This window comes from Motiliproteus sp., from assembly GCF_965230735.1.
Lineage (GTDB): Bacteria > Pseudomonadota > Gammaproteobacteria > Pseudomonadales > Balneatricaceae > Motiliproteus.
The window spans coordinates 132,121-147,778 of sequence record NZ_OZ246016.1; the positions used below are offsets into that span (position 1 = coordinate 132,121).

A 15,658-nucleotide genomic window follows, 5' to 3' on the forward strand; every position below is an offset into this window, starting at 1 on the left:
AAAGCTCTCAGCGGTCCGACTTCAGCGCCGGAGAGCCTTTGATCTCACGGTGCAGTAACGCCATCAACTCGGCCTCGGGACGGGCGATACCGCAACTGCCGACCAGATCATCGACATCGGCGCCCATCTCCATCAGCTTGGCGGCCTGGTTGTAGGCCAGCGCACCCGGATCACGGTTTTCCAGCTCCAACTGCTTCTCAGCGGTGATGTTCAGACGCTGTTCGACCTGCTTAAGCCGTCGCCCCATCCCCATGGCACCGCTGTTGGTCAGTCGGATCTCGTTACGGAGCACATTCAGCAGGGCTTCGTAATTACGCTGTTGATCACGCAGTCGACGCTGCAACCGCAGCAGCCAGTAAAGACTCACCAGCAATCCCACCGATAGCAGTGTAATCGCCAGCCATAACCAGGTTTGCGTCATCGAACTAGAGCACTAAACAGGGAAATCGACTCACCATGCCTTAAAGCATGGAGATCTCGGACCACTCATCGTCGGTCATCATCTTGTCGAGCTCGACCAGGATCAGCAGTTGCTCATCTTTATGGCAGACACCCTGGATGAACTTGGCGCTCTCTTCGGTACCCACGTTGGGAGCTTTTTCAATCTCGGACTGGTTCAGGTAAACCACTTCGGATACGGCGTCCACCAGGATACCGATCACCTGCTTCTCGACTTCGATAATGACGATTCGGGTATTGTCGGTTACATCCGTCGGCATCAAGCCAAAGCGCTGGCGGGTATCGATAACGGTAACGACATTACCCCGCAGGTTGATGATCCCCAACACGTAGGTCGGTGCGCCCGGAACCGGGGCGATTTCACTATAGCGAAGGACTTCCTGAACCTGCATTACGTTGATGCCGTAGGTTTCCTCTTCCAAGCGGAAGGTAACGTACTGCAGTACCGGATCTTCGCTACCGCTGGCGGCATTAATGTTCATGCTGATTTCCTCTTCTCCGGACGAACCGGCTTATTGATCTGAATGGGTCTGTTGCTGCTCGGTCTGGCTCTGTTGGAGCAAGTTTAGCAGCGCGGAGACATCCATGATGGCGCACATATGATCGATCACGGTCCCGGCAAGCCAAGGGCGGCGGCCCCGATCGCTACGCCAGCTGACCTGATCCGGCTCCAGCGTGACGGCATCGGCCACCTCGTGACAGGCCATGCCCCAGTCGCTGCCTTCCATCAGGATCACGTACTTGAATTCACCGGCATCCTCCGGATAACGCTCCGGCATGACCCAGCGTGCGGTATCTATCGCTTTGACTGTACCTTCGGTTTTTGACGGCAGCAAGCCTAAGAACCAATCAGGCTGGCCGAACAGAGGGCGTAGCTCATCTTCAATCACCAGCACCCCGCCCAGCTCCACCAACGGCACCGCCAACGTCAGCCCGGCCACGTTGAACAGCAGGCAGTCGAAGCGCTGCTGGGCCCAGGGCGGACGCCCTTCGATCCAGGGATCGTCGCTTGGTTCTTCGACATCGGCGGGCATCGCCTCATCAACGGTCTGCTCGACCTCAACCGCTTGCTCCACCTCGACGACGACTTCGACCGGCTCGGGCTCAACCACCGGAACAACCGTTACCGGCTCGGGAACCGTCAGAACCTCAAGCTGCTGGTCTTCGACGATCGCCTGGCTGGTGGCGTCCTGCAGCAACGCATCCAGGTATTCCTGAACCGCCACCTGCGGGCCCCGAGTCTGAGTCTGGGTTTGCCGAGGCGTCTGCAGATCCGTTTCGATGGCCAGCTCTGCGCTGGTTGGCTGTCTGGGCTTCATCATCGCGGCTGAATTCCTGGATCGGATTGCTTCTCAAGGGTCTGCAGCCAACGCAGCAGCATCCCATAGGCACGCACGCCGTGGGTGCTGGAGTCCAGCGCTGAGGGGACCACACCGGCGGTGCTGGCATTACGGAACTTGGTATCCACCGGGATCACCGAATGGGCAATCTCATCCGGGTAGTTGCGCTTGATGCTGCGCAAACTCTGCATCGAAGCCTGAGTTCGGCGATCAAAGAAGGTCGGCAGAATGTGGTACCGCAGCTTCTGACTACGTGCCCGGTTGATCATGGTCAGGGTACGAACCATCCGCTCTAGGCCCTTGATCGCCAGGAATTCGGTCTGGACCGGCACGATCAGGCGCTCGCAGGCTGCCAGCGCATTGACCATCAACACCCCCAGTACCGGGGGACTGTCGATCAGCACATAATCAAATCGATCCCACAGCTGCGCCAGCGCCTTGGCGATCATCAACCCCATTCCCTCGGCGCCGACGGACTTGCGTTCCAGCGTCGCCATCGCCGTCGAGGCCGGGATCAGGCTGATGCGATCATGGCTGCTGCTTTTCAGCAGCGGCAACACCTGTTCGATGCTGCGGGTTTCCTGCTCAAACAGGTCGTAGGCGCTATGCTCCAACGAATCCGGGTCATAACCGAAATAACTGGTCAACGAGCCATGGGGGTCCAGATCCAGCAGCAGGACATCATGCCCCTGATCCGCCAGCAAGCCGGCCAAGGTCACCACGGTGGTGGTCTTGCCTACTCCACCTTTCTGATTGGCTACTGCCCAGATATGCACGCGATTACTCCTAATCTACCGTCGCTGATCTCTGCTGCTACTGCTGAGGCTGTTCGGGCGCTTCACCCTGGGTGAACAGCACCCCTCCCTCATCGGTTTGTACCCGCTGAATCGTCGTTTCAGGGGAGCTTTGCACACTCGGCGCTCGAGGCTGCTGCAGGATAGTATCGACCGCATCCTCGCTGATATATCCACTGCCGTAGCTCGAAAGTGCGCGCTGAACCCGCTCATCCCGGGAAACGATGATCACCACCCGGCGATTCTTGCGTCGTCCATTCACGGTCAGATTACTGACCTTGGGCTGATACTGACCGTAACCCACCGCCGCCATCCGCTCCGGCGCGACACCGAAATGGGCCAGCATCCTCACCACCCCGGCTGCGCGAGCAGCCGACAGCTCCCAGTTCGACGGAAACTGATCGCTGTTGATCGGCTGGTTATCGGTGTACCCCTCAACGTGCAACGGATTGTTGTACGGTGCCAACAAGGCCGCCAGCGCTTCCAGTATCTCATCGGCACTGAGTGCCGGGGTCGCACTACCACTGGCAAACAGCACCCCGGAACCAATTTCGATCTCGACCCAGAGTTTGTTGGCGGAGATCGATATCTCACCGTCGTTGATCAGCTCCTGAAACTTGGCCGTCGCCGCCGACTGGATCTGCTGCAGCTGCTCCGTGTCCGGATTGGTTCCCCCCTCAATACCGCCGGCCTGTTGCGCCGAGGTCTGATCCATCAAACCGATGTCCCGGCTACTGTCACGCAGCTGCAGGTCCCCAACCTGGACCGGATCAAAGGACAGGTCGGGACCGCGGAAGATACCCGCCAGAGATTCCGATAGCACCCGATATTTCCCTTCGTTGACCGATGAGATCGAGTACATCACCACGAAAAAAGCCAGCAGCAGGGTAATAAAGTCCGCATAGGAGACCACCCAGCGCTCGGTGTTCCCGGCAATCTCCTGATGCTTGTGTCGTCTGGCCATGGGCGTCGCCTCAGCGCAGGTAGCTTTCCAGCCGCATTCGAATCGCCAACGGATTATGTCCCTGGGCGATCGACAGGAAACCTTCGAGCATCATCTCGTGATATTGATAGCGCTGCTGCACCAGCGACTTCAACTTTCCTGCGATCGGCAGCAATACCAGGTTAGCAATACCAACGCCGTAGACGGTGGCCACAAATGCCGTAGCGATACCGCTGCCCAGGGTTTCCGGGGAGTCCAAATTGGTCATCACATGGATCAATCCCATCACCGCACCGATGATGCCGATCGTGGGTGCATAGCCGCCCATGCTTTCATAAACCTTGGCCGCCTGAAGGTCTCGAAGCTCACGGACGTTGAGCTCCAGCTCCATCAGTTCACGGATCGACTCGTGCTCGTTACCATCGGCAATCAGTTGCAGCCCTTTGCGCAGGAAATCATCCTCCTCCAGGTCCGATTGTTTCTCCAGCCCGATCAGGCCGAAGCGGCGGGCATGCATGCTCCAGCCGACAATCTTTTCTACCCCCTGGGGAAAATCCAGTTTCGGCGGGGACAGCACCCAGCTGAACATCCCTAAAGCCCGCCGGGTTTCAGGAAAGGAGAACTGCAGCATCCCGGCCCCCAGGGTGCCACCGAAGACGATAATGGCCGCAGCGCCATTGATCAGCGTATCGACGCTGCCACCTTCGGCCATCTGGCCGCCGAAGATGGCGATCAGTACCAGCAGGATCCCTAGCAGGCTAAGCCGGTCCATCAGTAACCCAAGGCCGATTTTATGTGGTTGCTGACGTCATCCAGATCGACGATATGATCGGCCAGGTTGGCCTGGGCGATCGCCTGGGGCATGCCGTAGATCACACAGCTCTGCTCATTCTGGGCCCAGATGGTTGAGCCACTCTTCTTCAGCATCCGCGCGCCATCGCGCCCATCTGCGCCCATTCCGGTCAGCACGATGCCCAGCACGTTTGCACCATATGCCTTAGCCGCCGAGCCGAAGGTCACATCCACACTGGGTTTGTAATTCAAGCGCTCATCGCCAGCCATGATCCGCACCCGCCCCTGGCGTGGGTCGACCATCATCTGTTCGCCACCGGGGGCCAGCAGCGCCAGGCCCGGCTTGAGCTGATCACCATCGACCGCCTCGCGTACCTGGATCTGGCACTGCTGATTGAGCCGTTCGGCGAAAGCGCCGGTAAAGGTTTTCGGCATATGCTGGACGATCAGGATCGGCAACGGGAAGCTGGCCGGCAGTCGGGTCAGGATCTTCTGGATCGCCACCGGACCACCGGTCGAGGTGCCGAAAATGACCAACTTGGTTTTACCTTTCAGACTACCGGAGCGCGGTGCCGGCGAATCGGCCGCCGCCGGTGATGTCGGTGCTCTGGCAGCTTCGCGGGAGATAGGCTGACGCAGCGAGGTCGGACGGGGACGGGCGACAGGCGAATCGGCGCTGGGCGCCGGTCGTGAAGCCGCGGCAGCGGAGCCAAGACTTCGCCCTGCACCAACCCGGCTCTTGGATACCGTCAACACCCGCTCTATCAGCACCTGCTCGAGGCTTCCACGCCCCTTACCCATCCGCTCATAGCTCTTGGGCAGGTAGTCCACAGCGCCGGCTTCCAGGGCTTCCAGCGTAATGCGCGCACCTTCGTACGTCAGCGATGAGAACATCAACACCGGTGTGGGGCAGCTGCGCATGATCTCAGTCAGCGCGGCGATGCCGTTGAGAACCGGCATCTCGTAATCCATGGTGATGACATCAGGCTTAAGCTGCTTGGCCTTTTCAATCGCCACCTGGCCGTTTTCAGCAGTGCCGATCACCTTTACCCGGGGGTCTGAATTCAAGATGGTTGTGACCCGCTGACGGAAAAACGCCGAGTCATCAACAACAAGAACATTTACGGGCATTCAGTTCTCCTAAAGCATCGAGGCCCTGGGGCCGGTCCACCACCCTGTGGTCAAGATGCGTAATGTTTCAACATGCTCGGGATATCGAGAATCAGCGCGATCCGGCCATCGCCGGTAATGGTTGCCCCGGCCATTCCCGGGGTCCCGAGCAACATTTTGCCCAACGGTTTGATCACCACCTCTTCCTGCCCCACCAACTGATCGACAATAAAGCCGACCCGCTGGGTTCCCACGGTGACGATAACCACATGACCGGTCTGCGGTAGGGGCTCACCGGCACAGTGCTCTACCAGCCAGCGCTTGAGGTGGAACAGCGGCAACGCTTTCTCGCGCACCACCACGACCTCCTGGCCGTCGACCACATTGGTCTGGGTCAGATCCAGGTGGAAGATCTCGTTCACGTTCACCAGCGGCAATGCAAAGGCCTGATCGCCCAGCATCACCATCAGGGTCGGCATAATCGCCAGAGTCAACGGCACCTTGATTTCGATCCGGGAGCCTTCGCCCTGGACCGAATCGATGTTGAGGGTACCGTTCAGCTGGGTGATCTTGGTCTTGACCACATCCATACCGACACCACGACCGGAGACATCGGAGATCTCCTTCTTGGTCGAGAATCCGGCGGCAAAGATCAGGTTAAAGGCTTCGTTATCGGTTAACCGGTCGGCGGCATCCTGATCCATCATCCCCTTGCTGACTGCTAATCCTCGCAGCTTGTCGGGGTCCATACCGGCACCATCATCCTGGATCGCCAGCAGAATATGGTCGCCTTCCTGCTCGGCCGACAGGACCACATTACCCAATCGTGGTTTGCCGGCGGCCTCACGTACCTCAGGCCCCTCAATGCCGTGATCTACCGCATTACGGACCAGGTGAACCAACGGATCGGCCAGGGCTTCAACCAGGTTTTTATCCAGATCGGTATCTTCACCACGCAGCTCGAGGTTGACCTCTTTTTTCAGTGTCCGCGCCAGATCACGTACCACCCGCGGGAAACGACCAAAGACCTTCTTGATCGGCTGCATGCGGGTCTTCATCACCGACATCTGCAGATCGGCGGTGACCATATCCAGGCTGGATACCGCTTTGCCGACCTCTTCGTCAGCCACGGTTCCTCCCAGACGCACCAGACGGTTACGCACTAACACCAGCTCACCGACCATGTTCATGATCTCATCCAGGCGCTGGGTATCGACCCGTACCGTGGTCTCCGCGGCTGCAGGCTTTTCAGCCTTCTTGGCGGCGGCCCTGGGTTTAGCCGGGGCTTTCGGTTTCTCAGCCGGTGCCGGTTTGGGGGCGGCGACAGGCTTGGGTTCTTCGACAGCCGGGCTGGGCGCACTATCGGCGGCCGGCGTGGCGACTGGAGTTTCGGCACCGGGAGCGGCAAAGGCTCCTTTACCCTGGGCCTGAAGCTCGTCCAGGAGTGCCTCAAATTCATCGTCGGTGATCAGCTCATCACCACCGGCAGCGGCGGGTGTTTCGGGGGCTGGAGGAGTCTCGGGCTGGGACGGAGCATCGACAACGCCACCATGCTTGCCTTTGCCGTGCAACTCATCGAGCAACGCTTCGAACTCGTCGTCGGTAATCTCATCATCAGCGCCCGCTGCCGCGACCTGCGCAGCACCGGCTTGTGAAGCATTGGCTTCGGCCGCCGACTCGTCGGCCGCTCCGCCGAGCGCATCCAGCAGCTGATCGAACTCGGCATCGGCGGTATCAGCACCTTGCGGGGCCGGCGCCGCAACTGCTTCGACTGCCGCTGGCTCGGCGACTGGCTCCGAGACCGGCTCATCGGCCGGCACTTCACCACGGACATAAGCATCAAGCGCGGCGATCAGCTGGGGATCGGCCTCTTCGGGGGTTTCCCCGGAGCGCACACTATCGAACTGTTCATTGACGGTATCCAGCGCCTGCAGCACCACATCCATCAACGCGGTGCTGACCTGTAACTCGTTATTACGCAGCTTGTCGAAGACGTTTTCGGCCGAGTGGCAGCACTCGACCAGCGGTGTCAGCTGCAGGAAGCCGGCACCGCCCTTAACGGTATGAAAGCCTCGGAAAATGGCATTGAGAAGTTCGGTATCATCGGGGCTATGCTCGAGATCGACCAACTGCTCCGATAACTGCTCAAGAATTTCTCCCGCCTCGACGAGAAAGTCTTGCAAGATCTCTTCATCTACTTCCAGGCTCATATACTCAGCTCCTTAGAATCCGAGGCTCGACAACAGGTCGTCCACATCGTCCTGCCCGGACACGACGTCCACGGCCTCTTCATCCAACACCAGGGGACCATGCCCTTTGACATTGGCCTCTTTTTCCTTCGCCACTGCCGTTTCGGCCGTGGTCGACGTATTTTCAGATTCCTGCTCGCGGTTGACACCGGTAATGATGTCTACCTTTCCGGCCACCATAACCAGTTGAATCAGGCTCTTCTCGACATCGTTGACCAAGCCGTTGACCCGTTTGATCAACTGACCGGTAATATCCTGAAAGCCCTGCGCCAGCAGAATCTCGGTATAGTTACTCTGGAGTTGCGCCACCCCTTTCTCGATCTCTTGCAGGAAGGTCTCGGTGGTACGCCCCAAATCCTTAAGCTCGGACATGGTGCTCTGCTGATCCGCCATGTTCTGCCAGTCTTTGCGCAGCAGCTTCGCCTGCTCGCCGAGCTCTTCGGCGATCGGCATGCTGGCATCCACCATATCCATGGTCTTATTGGCAGCGCTTTCGGTCAGCTCCAGCACATGGTTGAGTCGCTCGTGGGCATTGGACACTTCGCTGTGGGTATCGCCGTCGTGGGCCACCTGCAGCGCTGCACTCTTTTCCACATCGATATTGAACTGCTTGATCGCTTCATGCAGTCCTCGGGTCAGTCGTCCGACCTCCTGGTACAGCATGTTATTGCGTGCTTCGCTGAGTGAGGCGAGCAACTGCATCGCGCCTGCGAAGTCGCCCTTATCGAGCATCTTCATCAGCTCAGCCGCCTGCACCTGCATCGTCTGTTCGAAGCCCTGCAGATCGACTACTTCATCTAAGCCGGTCATCGGCAGCACCCCTTAAATACGTTCGAAGATCTTCTCGATCTTTTCTTTAAGGACTGCTGCGGTAAACGGTTTCACCACATAGCCATTCACACCGGCCTGAGCCGCCAGGATGATCTGCTCACGCTTGGCTTCCGCAGTCACCATCAGTACCGGTAACTTCGCCAGATTGGGATCAGAGCGAACATTCTGCAGCAACTCCAAACCGGACATGCCCGGCATGTTCCAGTCGGTCACCAGAAAGTCGATGCCTCCGGCCTGCAGGATCGGCAGCGCCGTGCTGCCATCATCCGCTTCCACGGTATTATTGAAACCGAGGTCCCGGAGCAGGTTCTTGATAATTCGTCTCATGGTTGAGAAATCATCAACAATGAGAATCTTCATGTTCTTATCCAAGGCGACCTCCGATCTACCTAACGATTCGATGATGCTGATACCGGTCCACTGTATTAGGTATCGAACAAAATCATAGAAACCTTAAAAAAAGCAATATATTCAATGTCGGCGCCGGGCTCAACGCCAGGATTCCAGCCGTGCTCTCAAGCGCAATGCCGCCTGGGAATGTATCTGGCTGACCCGCGATTCGCTAACGCCCAGCACCTGACCTATCTCTTTGAGATTCAACTCTTCATCGTAATAGAGCGCAAAGACCAGCTGTTCACGCTCGGGCAAGCCCGCTATCGCCTCGGCCAAAGCCCGCTGAAACGCCTGATCTTCCTGTAGCTCATCGGGCGGCGCATCCTCGCTCGCCACCTCCTCTCCGGCAGAGGTGTCAGTACTTTCACGCATCTCGTCAAAGCTGAACAAGCGACTGCTGGAGCTGTCTTTCAACAGCGAATGATATTCTTCCAGGCTGACACCCATCTCTTCCGCCACTTCGGCATCATGGGCATCCCGACCGGTGCGAGCCTCTATCGTCTGGATGCACTCGGCAACCCGGCGACTGTTACGGTGCACCGAACGCGGTGTCCAGTCTCCCTTGCGCACCTCATCGATGATCGCACCACGAATTCGAATCCCGGCATAGGTCTCGAAACTGGCCCCCTTAGAGGGATCGTACTTACGCGCGGCCTCCAACAGACCGATCATGCCGGACTGAATCAGATCATCAAGCACCACGCTTGATGGAAGGCGCGCCATCAGATGATGGGCAATCCGCTTGACCAGCGGGGCATGCCTTTCAACCAGATCGGCCTGGGCTTCGCCCCCACGAGAATCGTACATGCATCCCCTAAGGTCATCAGCGCTGACGCGCAGTGCGCACCAATCGCTCGACAAAAAATTCCAAGTGTCCTCTCGGCGTCGAAGGCAACGGCCAGCTCACCACCTTGGAAGCCAGCTTTCCGATCGCCACCGAAGACTTGCTACGCGGAAAGGCATTAAACACAGGTTGCTGTTTTTGCACCGCTTTACGTACCGACTCATCATAAGGGATGGACCCTACATATTGAAGGGTCACATCCAAGAAGCGATCGGTCACTGTGGTTAGCTTAGCGAACATATTGCGACCTTCCTGTTCAGATCGAACCATATTCGCCAAAACCCGGAAGCGACTCATGCCGTAGTCCCGGTTCAACAACTTGATCAGTGCGTAGGCGTCAGTGATTGAGGTCGGCTCGTCGCAGACCACCACCATCACTTCCTGAGCCGCTCGTACAAAGCTGATCACCGACTCGGAGATACCGGCAGCGGTATCAACGATCAGCACATCAACTTCGTCGGCGATTTCGGCAAAGGCATGGATCAGCTCGGCATGTTCATGCGCGCTCAGATCCACCAGCGACTGAGTTCCCGAAGAAGCAGGAACTATATTAAAGCGCTCACCGGCAGAAACCATGATGTCACTCAATAGACAGTCACCGGCCAGCAGATCAGCAATGGTTTTTTCCGGCCGCAACCCGAGCAGCACATCAACATTAGCCAGGCCAAGGTCAGCATCCATCAACACAACCCGTCGCCCGGCCTGCGCTAACGCCGCTCCCAAATTGACCGACACATTGGTTTTACCGACCCCACCCTTACCTCCGGTGACGGCAATAACTTGAGCAGGATGGGTCGCATTCATCGCTACGCCCCCTAAACCGCATCACTGTGCTGCGGCCGCAGCACCACCGGATCGGTACGTTGCGCCGTTTCACGACCGCTGGCCAGCACCACCGCACGACTAATCAGCGTCTTGGCCTTGGCCACTTCAATATGATCCGGAATTCGCTGCCCATCGGCCAGATAAGCCAACGGCAACCGCTGTTCGATAATCGTGCTGACCACTTCGCCGAGGCTGACCGACTCGTCCAGCTTGCTCAATACCGCCCCATTGAGCCCGATCGATTTAAAGTGGTCATAGGAGCGCTGCAACACCTGCTGCTGCGCGGTACAGGGCAACACCAGCAACTTCTTGATCCGACTACCGGAACGGGCCAGCATTTCCAGCTGTTCCTCGCGCTGTTGGTCCGAACCACCGATACCGGCGGTATCGATCAGCACGACCCGACGATCCCGCAGCGAACGCAACGCATCATCCAGCGAATGCTCCTCGTCTACCACCCGGACCGGGATATCCAAGATTCGACCAAAGGTTCGCAACTGTTCATGGGCGGCGATCCGATAGCTGTCGGTGGTAATCAACGCGACACCGGAGCTACCATGCTTGAGCACGTAGCGCGCCGCCAGCTTGCCGATCGTAGTCGTCTTCCCAACCCCGGTTGCCCCGACGAACGCCAGAATACCGCCACGATCAACCAGGTCTTCACCCACCACCGGTAGCGATTCAACCATTCGTGACAGCGACACTTTCCAGGCCCGCTCCAGATCAACTCCCGGCTCCAGCGCCTGGATCAAACGCTCGATCAGGCTATCGCTGACCCCGACCCGCTGTAAGCGGCTGCGCAGGCGACCCAGCACCGGATCCTCACCCGCTTCGACGGTTGCCGGAGCGGCCATCTGCTCGCGCAACATCTGTTTCAGATCTTCGATTTCGCTACGCATGGCCCGTAGCACTTCACTTTCACGGGGTACAACAGCTTCCGTAACCACCGGCCTTTCTGGCGCTGCCGGTTTCTGCACCGGCACGGGATCAACATCGGCCTGATCGGCGCGTAGTGAGGCCAACACATCATCCCAGGCCTTGTCATCCAGGCTATCGAGCTGACGATTCTGGATTGGTCTTACCGATGAAACACCCGACACCTGAGCCGCCTTGCGACGGGCCAGCTCCGAACGGGTTCGATCCAGCTCCTGGTTCAGTCGACGGCCTTTATCACTGTCGGGACGCCCTCCCATCAGCGCACTCAACTGCCGCTCTCGACGCGCGTCCGACAACGATCTTGGCGCCGACGGCTCTGATGGCGCCGGCTCGTACTCCAACGCCACCACCACTTCGACACCACCCGCAACTCGGTTATTAGACAGAATCACCGCATCCGGTCCGACTTCATCACGCACCAGCCGCATCGCTTGACCCATATCCGGGGCAAAAAAGCGCCTAACCTTCACTGTGCTTCCTCAATCGATCTATCCCTTGCGTTGTGGCTGCCATGTTCATCAGCCCCCTACCGTCGCCACTATGGTGACCTGCTTATTTTCTGGAACTTCCTGATACGACAGCACATGCACTTGCTGACTACCGTAACGGACAAACTTCGCCATCAACGGCCGGATCGGCGCCGCCACCAACAACACCGCCGAGCGCCCTTCGGCCTCCAATCGCGCCGCCGACTCTTCCAGCGTACGCTGTAGGCGTTCGGCCATGCCCGGTTCCAGCGCCAAACCGTCGCTGACACCGGTTTGCTGGCTCTGCTGGAACGACTGCAGCAGCAACTGTTCAAGCTGCGGATCCAGCGTCATCACCGGCAGCTCCTGCTCGTTGCCGTAGATCTCCTGCACGATCAATCGCGACAGCGCCACCCGCACCGACGACAATAATGTGACGACATCTTGACTTAGCGCTGCCGCCTCCGTCAAATTTTCGGCGATCGTGCGTATATCCCGGATCGGCACCCGTTCCTTCAGCAGTCCCTGCAATACTTTCAACAGACTGCTGATCGGTAGTTTGGTCGGCAGCTCTTCGGCCAGCTTCGGCGAACTCTTGCCCAACAGCTCCAGCAAACGCTGGACCTCTTCGTGCCCGAGCAACTCATAGGCATGACTGGTCATCACTTGATTCAGATGGGTCGCCACCACCGTACTGGCATCGACCACTGTGTAGCCCAGAGTCTGCGCATGCTCTTTCTGACCCGGCTCGATCCAGACCGCCGCCAATCCAAAAGCCGGATCCTTCCCTTCGATCCCTTTGACGGTTCCGAACACCTGGCCCGGGTTGATCGCCAGTTCGCGATCCGGATAGATCTCCGCCTCACCGGCCGTGACCCCCATCAACGTGATGCGGTAGGCACCGGGCAGCAGATCGAGGTTGTCACGGATATGCACCGCCGGCACCAAGAAGCCCAGGTCCTGCGACAGCTTCTTACGCACCCCTCGAATCCGTCCCAGCAACTGCCCGCCCTGAGCCCGGTCGACCATCGGAATCAACCGATAACCCACCTCCAGGCCGATCATATCGACCGGATTCACATCGTCCCAACCCAGCTCTTTGGGCTCTGTCGTCTCTTCGGGCTGCTCCTGCTCCGGAGGCGGCGCCGCCAACGCTTCGGCCTCACGACGCTTGTTTCGCATCCAGACCCAGTAGGCGCCACCAGCCGCCAAACCACCCAGCCCCAAAAAGGCCACGTGAGGCATACCCGGCACCAGACCCATCACGATCAGAATCGCCGCTGCCACCGCCAGCGCCCGCGGCGTGGCGAACATCTGATCGAAGACCTGAGCCCCCATATCCACGGCGGTATTGACCCGGGTTACCATAATCGCCGCTGCCGTCGAGAGCAGCAGTGACGGGATCTGCGCCACCAGACCATCACCGATGGTCAGCAGCGAGTAGAAGCGAACGGCGGTCTCAAAATCGAGATCATGCTGAGCCATGCCGATCGATAAGCCGCCGACGATATTGATCACCAGGATCAAAATACCGGCCACCGCATCACCGCGAACGAACTTACTGGCACCATCCATTGAGCCGTAGAAGTCGGCTTCCTGGGTTACTTCGCGACGCCGCTCTTTAGCCTCTTCCTGCCCGACCAGACCGGCATTCAGATCGGCGTCGATCGCCATCTGCTTACCCGGCATCGCATCCAAGGTAAAGCGAGCACTAACTTCGGAGATCCGCCCGGCACCTTTGGTCACCACGACGAAGTTGATGATCACCAGAATCGCGAACACCACCAGACCGACCACATAGTTACCGCCGATCACCACCTCACCGAAGGCTTCGATCACCTTACCGGCCGCGTCACCGCCCTGATGACCTTCCAGCAATACAACCCGGGTCGAGGCGACATTCAGCGCCAACCGCAATAGCGTCGCCACCAATAGAATGGTGGGAAACACCGCAAAATCGAGTGGCCGCAGGCTATAGACCGCCACCAGTAACACCACCAGCGACAGCGCGATATTGAAGGTAAAGAGCACATCCAACAGGAACGGCGGCATCGGCAGCGTGACCATCGCCAGCACCACCAGCAGCAGCAGCGGAATCCCCAAATTCCCCTGACTTAGGCTGCGAAAATTATTTGCCAACGCCATTCGTGCCAATTTTGCTACTCAACTTCAGATGCAATCGGATAAATCGTCATAAAATTGACGAAACATAGTCCTCAATATGAAATAAATGCAAAAATCCTGCCAGCGTCACTTTTCTGACTTAGCAACCTTCGTCAGATCGCCACCGCGTTCCGGCAGCAGCGCTAACCAGGAACAAACCCGATCAAGGAAAAAGATGAAGGAGAGGGAGAAAGAGGAGAAAGAGGAGAAAGAGGAGAAAGAGGAGAAAGAGGAGAAAGAGGAGAAAGAGGAGAATAAACGTCCGACTTGCCCGGATCTTACGAAAGGAGGTTTACGATCAGCCGCTAGCGATGCCAACCCCCAAGACCCGTGGCTATCTGCAAGCACGCCACCGGGTCATAGACCCGGCTAGTCGTGCTTCAGCTCATCAGGAATCGCGAATTCGGTAGGAACCACCGGCTTCTCGGCACGACGCGCATGGAACTCGCGCAACTGATACACATAGGCCAGCACCTGAGCCACCGCCACATAGAGCCCTTCGGGAATTTCATCTTCCAGCTTCGTGCTGTAGTAGATCGCCCGCGCCAACGGCGGCGCGGTCAGAATGGGAACTTCATTTTCGACCGCCACTTCCCGAATCTTCAGCGCCAACTCATCGACACCCTTGGCCACCAGCATCGGCGCCGACGAATTACCGCCCTCTTTATACTTGAGCGCCACCGCATAGTGCTCCGGGTTGGTGATAACCACATCCGCTTCGGGCACTTCGCTCATCATTCGACGCTGCGCCATCTCGTACTGCAACTGGCGTATTCTGCTCTTCACCTCGGGCTTACCCTCGGTGTTCTTCATCTCATCCTTGACCTCCTGCAGCGTCATCTTCAGCTTCTTGCGGTAGTCATACAGCTGAAAAGGCACATCCACGGCCGAGATCAGTATCATCGTCGAGCACATCAGCACAAAGGCCCAGCCCAACACCTCCAGACCATGCCGCATCGCCGGGACGACAGGCTCATCCCCCATCCCCAGCAGATCCGGTTGCTGCAACAGCAAAATAACCACGCAGAGCGCCCCGACCACCAAAAACTTGGCCAGCGCCTTAAGCAGCTCGATCAACGCCTTCATCGAGAACATCCGTTTCAGGCCCGACAACGGATTGACGCGACTGAACTTGGGGGCAATCGCCTTGCCGCTGAAATTCCATCCACCCAGCGCGATCGGACCGACAATTGCTGCCAGCACAATCACCCCATAGAGCGCCAGCATCGCCCACATCATCTCGATCACGGCCGAATTCAGGTTGGCGAACATCAGCTCGGTATCAAACAGGTCGCTGCGATCCAGCACCAGATTGCGCCGCAGAATCCGCTCCAGACTCAGCGCAATGCCCGGACCGAACACCATCAGACCCAACGACGCCGCCAGCAGCACCACCGTGGTGGTCAGCTCCTTGGAGCGAGCCACATCCCCCTTCTCACGGGCATCCTTGATCCGTTTGGGCGTGGGCTCTTCGGTTTTTTCCTGACCGGTTTCCTGCTCTGCCATTTATGA

At 58.3% G+C, this 15,658-nt stretch carries 16 protein-coding genes; 1 reads left to right on the forward strand and 15 read right to left on the reverse strand.

Features of this window, described 5'->3' with window-relative positions:
• Positions 1 to 7: 7 nt before the first annotated feature.
• From ACO05M_RS00620 to flhA, 14 genes are all read right to left on the reverse strand, one after another.
• The gene (locus ACO05M_RS00620) at positions 8 to 421 is read right to left on the reverse strand and encodes a DUF2802 domain-containing protein (protein ID WP_421866673.1); all 414 of its coding nucleotides are present in this window, start codon (positions 419 to 421) and stop codon (positions 8 to 10) included.
• 40 nt (positions 422 to 461) lie between these two features.
• Entirely contained in the window at positions 462 to 941 is a 480-nt protein-coding gene (locus ACO05M_RS00625; RefSeq protein ID WP_421866675.1) for a chemotaxis protein CheW, read from the reverse strand.
• 30 nt (positions 942 to 971) lie between these two features.
• The gene (locus ACO05M_RS00630) at positions 972 to 1,781 is read right to left on the reverse strand and encodes a chemotaxis protein CheW (RefSeq protein ID WP_421866677.1); all 810 of its coding nucleotides are present in this window, start codon (positions 1,779 to 1,781) and stop codon (positions 972 to 974) included.
• Entirely contained in the window at positions 1,778 to 2,575 is a 798-nt protein-coding gene (locus ACO05M_RS00635) for a ParA family protein (protein ID WP_421866679.1), read from the reverse strand. The genes ACO05M_RS00630 and ACO05M_RS00635 overlap by 4 nt, the downstream gene beginning before the upstream one ends.
• A gap of 37 nt (positions 2,576 to 2,612) precedes the next feature.
• Entirely contained in the window at positions 2,613 to 3,557 is a 945-nt protein-coding gene (gene motD, locus ACO05M_RS00640) for a flagellar motor protein MotD (RefSeq protein ID WP_421866681.1), read from the reverse strand.
• Positions 3,558 to 3,567: 10 nt separating this feature from the next.
• The gene (locus ACO05M_RS00645; RefSeq protein ID WP_421866683.1) at positions 3,568 to 4,308 is read right to left on the reverse strand and encodes a flagellar motor protein; all 741 of its coding nucleotides are present in this window, start codon (positions 4,306 to 4,308) and stop codon (positions 3,568 to 3,570) included.
• Positions 4,308 to 5,459: a protein-glutamate methylesterase/protein-glutamine glutaminase gene (locus ACO05M_RS00650; protein ID WP_421866685.1), complete on the reverse strand. Its 1,152-nt coding sequence runs from the start codon at positions 5,457 to 5,459 to the stop codon at positions 4,308 to 4,310. The genes ACO05M_RS00645 and ACO05M_RS00650 overlap by 1 nt, the downstream gene beginning before the upstream one ends.
• Positions 5,460 to 5,509: 50 nt before the next feature.
• The gene (locus ACO05M_RS00655; RefSeq protein ID WP_421866687.1) at positions 5,510 to 7,648 is read right to left on the reverse strand and encodes a chemotaxis protein CheA; all 2,139 of its coding nucleotides are present in this window, start codon (positions 7,646 to 7,648) and stop codon (positions 5,510 to 5,512) included.
• A 12-nt stretch (positions 7,649 to 7,660) separates the two neighbouring features.
• Positions 7,661 to 8,497, reverse strand: a complete 837-nt coding sequence (locus ACO05M_RS00660; RefSeq protein ID WP_421866689.1) for a protein phosphatase CheZ — start codon at positions 8,495 to 8,497, stop codon at positions 7,661 to 7,663.
• A gap of 12 nt (positions 8,498 to 8,509) precedes the next feature.
• Positions 8,510 to 8,890 (reverse strand): chemotaxis response regulator CheY, encoded by a 381-nt coding sequence (gene cheY / locus ACO05M_RS00665; RefSeq protein ID WP_421866691.1) that lies wholly within the window; start codon positions 8,888 to 8,890, stop codon positions 8,510 to 8,512.
• A 117-nt stretch (positions 8,891 to 9,007) separates the two neighbouring features.
• On the reverse strand, positions 9,008 to 9,718 hold the full coding sequence (locus tag ACO05M_RS00670) for an RNA polymerase sigma factor FliA (protein ID WP_421866693.1): 711 nt from the start codon (positions 9,716 to 9,718) through the stop codon (positions 9,008 to 9,010).
• A gap of 16 nt (positions 9,719 to 9,734) precedes the next feature.
• Positions 9,735 to 10,559, reverse strand: coding sequence for a MinD/ParA family protein (locus ACO05M_RS00675; RefSeq protein ID WP_421866695.1), 825 nt, complete (start codon positions 10,557 to 10,559; stop codon positions 9,735 to 9,737).
• A gap of 11 nt (positions 10,560 to 10,570) precedes the next feature.
• On the reverse strand, positions 10,571 to 11,986 hold the full coding sequence (flhF, locus tag ACO05M_RS00680; protein ID WP_421866697.1) for a flagellar biosynthesis protein FlhF: 1,416 nt from the start codon (positions 11,984 to 11,986) through the stop codon (positions 10,571 to 10,573).
• A gap of 48 nt (positions 11,987 to 12,034) precedes the next feature.
• On the reverse strand, positions 12,035 to 14,128 hold the full coding sequence (gene flhA, locus ACO05M_RS00685; RefSeq protein ID WP_421866699.1) for a flagellar biosynthesis protein FlhA: 2,094 nt from the start codon (positions 14,126 to 14,128) through the stop codon (positions 12,035 to 12,037).
• Positions 14,129 to 14,321: 193 nt separating this feature from the next.
• On the opposite strand from flhA, the gene ACO05M_RS00690 reads away from it, so the two are divergent.
• Positions 14,322 to 14,519 carry a hypothetical protein gene (locus ACO05M_RS00690; protein WP_421866701.1) on the forward strand — a complete coding sequence of 66 codons (198 nt, stop codon included), beginning with the start codon at positions 14,322 to 14,324 and terminating at the stop codon, positions 14,517 to 14,519.
• Here the strand turns inward: ACO05M_RS00690 and flhB are convergent.
• Positions 14,516 to 15,652 carry a flagellar biosynthesis protein FlhB gene (flhB, locus tag ACO05M_RS00695; protein WP_421866703.1) on the reverse strand — a complete coding sequence of 379 codons (1,137 nt, stop codon included), beginning with the start codon at positions 15,650 to 15,652 and terminating at the stop codon, positions 14,516 to 14,518. The two genes, ACO05M_RS00690 and flhB, sit on opposite strands and share 4 nt — an antisense overlap.
• Positions 15,653 to 15,658: the final 6 nt, after the last annotated feature.

Coding starts and splice junctions, on each gene's coding strand:
- ACO05M_RS00670 (WP_421866693.1), bottom strand. CDS start 9,718: ATGTACGATTCTCGTGGGGGCGAAGCCCAGGCCGATCTGGTTGAAAGG.
- flhA (WP_421866699.1), bottom strand. CDS start 14,128: ATGGCGTTGGCAAATAATTTTCGCAGCCTAAGTCAGGGGAATTTGGGG.
- ACO05M_RS00655 (WP_421866687.1), bottom strand. CDS start 7,648: ATGAGCCTGGAAGTAGATGAAGAGATCTTGCAAGACTTTCTCGTCGAG.
- flhB (WP_421866703.1), bottom strand. CDS start 15,652: ATGGCAGAGCAGGAAACCGGTCAGGAAAAAACCGAAGAGCCCACGCCC.
- ACO05M_RS00690 (WP_421866701.1), top strand. CDS start 14,322: ATGAAGGAGAGGGAGAAAGAGGAGAAAGAGGAGAAAGAGGAGAAAGAG.
- motD (WP_421866681.1), bottom strand. CDS start 3,557: ATGGCCAGACGACACAAGCATCAGGAGATTGCCGGGAACACCGAGCGC.
- ACO05M_RS00645 (WP_421866683.1), bottom strand. CDS start 4,308: ATGGACCGGCTTAGCCTGCTAGGGATCCTGCTGGTACTGATCGCCATC.
- ACO05M_RS00650 (WP_421866685.1), bottom strand. CDS start 5,459: ATGCCCGTAAATGTTCTTGTTGTTGATGACTCGGCGTTTTTCCGTCAG.
- ACO05M_RS00625 (WP_421866675.1), bottom strand. CDS start 941: ATGAACATTAATGCCGCCAGCGGTAGCGAAGATCCGGTACTGCAGTAC.
- ACO05M_RS00620 (WP_421866673.1), bottom strand. CDS start 421: ATGACGCAAACCTGGTTATGGCTGGCGATTACACTGCTATCGGTGGGA.
- ACO05M_RS00660 (WP_421866689.1), bottom strand. CDS start 8,497: ATGACCGGCTTAGATGAAGTAGTCGATCTGCAGGGCTTCGAACAGACG.
- ACO05M_RS00630 (WP_421866677.1), bottom strand. CDS start 1,781: ATGATGAAGCCCAGACAGCCAACCAGCGCAGAGCTGGCCATCGAAACG.
- ACO05M_RS00675 (WP_421866695.1), bottom strand. CDS start 10,559: ATGAATGCGACCCATCCTGCTCAAGTTATTGCCGTCACCGGAGGTAAG.